The sequence below is a fragment of the Microcystis sp. M079S1 genome, from assembly GCF_020246425.1.
GTDB classification, from domain to species: Bacteria; Cyanobacteriota; Cyanobacteriia; order Cyanobacteriales; family Microcystaceae; genus Microcystis; species Microcystis aeruginosa.
Window position 1 is genome coordinate 1 of sequence record NZ_JADBSZ010000264.1, and the last position, 4,053, is coordinate 4,053.

The 4,053-nt window shown below is 44.4% G+C and carries 2 protein-coding genes and 1 pseudogene; 1 reads left to right on the forward strand and 2 read right to left on the reverse strand.

Features of this window, described 5'->3' with window-relative positions:
* Window positions 1-293 precede the first annotated feature (293 nt).
* Window positions 294-896: a signal peptidase I gene (lepB, locus tag IM456_RS17320; RefSeq protein WP_149986308.1), complete on the reverse strand. Its 603-nt coding sequence runs from the start codon at window positions 894-896 to the stop codon at window positions 294-296.
* A 295-nt stretch (window positions 897-1,191) separates the two neighbouring features.
* On the opposite strand from lepB, the pseudogene IM456_RS17325 reads away from it, so the two are divergent.
* A pseudogene (locus IM456_RS17325) lies at window positions 1,192-2,832 on the forward strand (calcium-binding protein); the annotation flags it as partial.
* Between the two features lie 141 nt (window positions 2,833-2,973).
* On the opposite strand, the gene IM456_RS17330 reads toward IM456_RS17325, so the two are convergent.
* Complete coding sequence (locus tag IM456_RS17330; protein ID WP_149986309.1) at window positions 2,974-3,585, reverse strand: DUF4231 domain-containing protein; 612 nt, start codon at window positions 3,583-3,585, stop codon at window positions 2,974-2,976.
* Window positions 3,586-4,053: the final 468 nt, after the last annotated feature.

A 4,053-nucleotide genomic window follows, 5' to 3' on the forward strand; every position in this document is an offset into this window, starting at 1 on the left:
ATCCTTATCCGGCAAGAGACTTAATTGATTAGTTCGCTCTAGATCGAAAACAATTAACAAAAATCGCCAAATGTCTTTCTCTATAAGAGTTTTATTCCTTGTAACCCTGTACGTTGCATAAGACAAACCGAAGAGCCAAAAACTGATAACTGATATTAGTTACTGTACCTCATAATACTGAAAAATCTCTAGTCATTTCGATCGGGATTGAGAAGACCAATATTAGACCAGTGGAGACTTTCACTGGTCGAGAATGTCTAGAATTTATTGAAAATGACTAAATTTTGTTGACATTAATTCTGATTTGTGGCAGCGTCGGGGTTGTCAAGTCCTCCCAGACGATCGAAGGGCCAAAAACGCACCACGGCGCGACCGATTAAGTTTTCCCGGGGAACGAAGCCCCAAGCGTGGGAATCATAACTATTATTGCGATTATCGCCCAAAACCAAATATTGATCGGGGGGAACTGTCACCGGTCCGAAAGTATAATTAGGTTCTTCGGCGATATACTTTTCCGCTAAAACTTTACCGTTGACGTGAACTAGACCGTTTTTGACTTCCACCTTATCCCCCGGCAGTCCAATCACCCGTTTAATAAAAGCATCCTGAAAATTTTGAGCTTTGAGAGCGGCTGTCGGACTAAAAACCACTATATCACCCCGTTCTGGCTTCTGAAAATGATAGCTAACTTTCTCGATAATTAGGCGATCGTTAATCTGGAGAGTGGGTTCCATGGAAGAAGAGGGAATATAACGGGCCTCGGCCACAAAAGTGCGGATGCCAAAAGCCAAAATTCCAGCCGTGACAATGGTTTTAACTGCTTCTAGCCAAGGGTTTTCTTGGGGGACGGGAGGGGGAGAGGGTTTTTCGGATTTATGGTTCAAGCTTTCAGCCATAGAATTTAAACTTTTGAGAAGGATTAAGCCAATACGCTCTTTAATGTTCTAGTCTAGTGATAGTAGCAGCGTAGATAATATTTTAAGACAATTTTCCCACATGTACTGGATCACTGTTAATTTGTCAAGGCCGCATTCTGCTGCTGGAAGGGGAATTTCCTCGGGGGGTAGAAAAAGGTAAGATTAGTCTATCAAAAAAGAGAGTTTTTCGCCGCCATTCCAGGAAAAGCCTTAGAATTCAACAATTAGACACCTATCTCCCTTAAAAGTCGCTTCTACATCACTACTTAGGTCTATGTTTGCACAAATTCCCGAACGCTCGATGCACTATCTGCGATGGGTTGTTACCATCGCTTGGTTAATTCTGATATTTTCTCTGTTTTTTGACCCGATTTCGGCACAATTAACCGATCCTAATAATCTTTCTAGTCCCCTGAGAGTTGATCCCGATCTGTGCATTAAAGTCCAGGGAGTTTGCCTACCCCAATCCTCCTATCAGTTAGCTGCGCCGATTTTTTGGGGAATAGTGGTTCCTAGTAGCATTTTTATCTTATTAGTATTCGGTCACGAACTCTGGCGGCGTATCTGTCCTTTATCCTTTCTTTCTCAAATACCGCGCGCTTTGGGTAAACAGCGTCAGAAAAAATACACCGATAAATCGGGGAAAGTCCGCTATGAAATCTATAAAGTGCCGAAAAACTCTTTTTTAGCTCGGAATTATCTCTATCTACAATTAAGTCTGTTATTTTTGGGTTTATGCGGACGGATTCTCTTTGATAATTCCGATCGCTTAGTCTTAGGCAGCTTTTTAATCTTTACTATTCTAGTGGCGATCTTTGTGGGTTATTGGTATGGGGGCAAATCTTGGTGTAACTATTTCTGTCCCATGAGTCCAGTGGAAAGGATTTACGGTGAACCGAGGGGTTTACTAAATAGTACCGCTCACGAAGACAGTCGCGGTGGGATTACTCAATCTATGTGTCGTATTGTCCGGGAAGATGGTAGCGAACAAAGTGCCTGTGTTGCCTGTCAGAGTCCCTGTATCGATATCGATGCGGAAAGATCCTATTGGGATGGGATAACCAACAGAGATCGCCAATGGCTTTATTACGGTTATTTTGGCTTAGTTTTTGGCTATGCTATCTATTATTATCTCTATGCTGGCAATTGGGACTATTATTTCTCTGGAGCTTGGGCGCACGAAGAAAATCAACTAGAATCCCTCTTTCAACCGGGTTTTTATCTTGCTGGTCAGGCAATTGCGATTCCGAAGCTGGTAGCTGTTCCCTTAACTTTGGCAATCTGCACTTTTTTGGGTTACTTTCTCGGTAAAAAAGTTGAAAATGCCTACAAAGTCGATAGAATTCGCAAAAAGTCGCCTTTAACTACAGAAATTATCCGTCACCGCGTCTTTACTGTCGGAACTTTTCTGATTTTCAATTTCTTCTTTATTTTCGGTGGTCGTCCTTTTATTAATCTTTTGCCAAAATTTTGGTATTATTTCGCTGATATTTTACCGGCTGTTTTGAGTAGTTTATGGTTATATCGCACTTGGACAAGGGAGCCGGGCCGTTACCAACGGGAAGGACTAGCGGGAAGATTACGCAAACAGTTGCGTAAACTGGGTCTCGATACGGCTAAATATCTCGATGGGCGATCGCTGGAAGCTTTGGACGCGGATGAGGTGTATGTGTTAGCCAAGATACTGCCGGATTTCACCCACCAGAAGTGTTTAAAAGCCTATAAAGCCTTGTTAAAAGAGGCTTTGGAGCAGGGATATACTGACTTCGGCCACAGCCTCGAAATCCTAGAACAAATGGGCTTAGAGTTGACGATTACCGAGGCTGAACATCAGGCAATTTTAACAGAGTTGGGTGTGGAATCGGCCGAACTTCTCGATCCGGACAAGCAGTATAGTCGCGAGGATTGGTTACGTTGGCTCGACTGAGCTCGCCGAACGTCCATTTTCAAGGGGAAAATGTACCCAGTGGCGGCTTGTCAATTTTTTCTTGGAGGCTCCCTGGGGATGGGTGTGACTCTATTCTCGCCCCCTAATCTCTTTTTGTCGCCCCACAGCTTACTGAAGTGGTGTTTTAGCTATTTCTGTTGGCTGTTTTGGCTTTTCTTTTTCCTGTACAACCTCGCTGAGATACCCTTCCACATCGCGCTGGATGATGCTTTCTACCCGTTGAGCAAAATCAGGATAGACTTCGGCGTGATTTTGGGCATGGCGATAAGAACCACTCAACTGGAAAAATTGCCAGCCCTCAATTTTCATCGCCTCGGCCGTGTTGCGATAGTGGCGGTAGCGTTCGCCATAATGAAAGAACTCTTCAACGGCAGCACTGATAGCCACCACCTGACTCAAGCCAAAGGCGAGCCAACCGACCACTACTTGGACATCATTGGCGTTGATGTTCAGACTTACCAAGGCCGGAACGATCACCCCCCCGATAATTGTGATCAGTCGGAGAAAATAGTATTGGTTGCGGCTTGTCTGGGACCGGCCTTCTAGCCACAGTAATTGATCGAGCCAGCGGGCTTTCATAAACTGCTTCTGCAAATCTGGCAAGTCAATCTGCTCGATCAAGGCACAGATTTCTTGCTGGAACTGATTGCGATAAGATTGGGACTTTTTTGGCTCTGAGGTTTTCTCTAGGCTTTTTATTTCTAAAGCTTTCTCTGGCATTGTTTCTTTACTCCTTTAGTTTGACACTCCCATCGCACTAAGCGCTTCGGGATTCTTGGTTCAACGAGTCGACTTAAATTAGATGCCTTGCGTTATGCAACCCAGAGGTGGTTCTCACGCCTGCGCGTTACTTTTCGTATGCCCCACGATAGTCCCCCCTTGCCCCCCGACGTCGGGGTGGCAAGGGGGGGTGACAAAATTTGCTTGAATTGCAGTGTTAGCTTCAAATACTGCTTTGTCTAGTTCCTGCAAAGATTTTACCTACCTACAGCTAGAAACTCAAACAATTAGGTAGGGCTGGCTGAATATCAGTGAAAGCCTTACTATAAAACGGTTTTGGCACTTTTTTAGCCAAAAAAGTGCCAGAAACAAACGTTGAGAAATCGATCCGAGGGACTCAAAACCCTTGCACTTTCGCTCTTCGATCTCGAAGGGTTCCGCTTCCAGACGTGCGAGGTCATTCTGTTA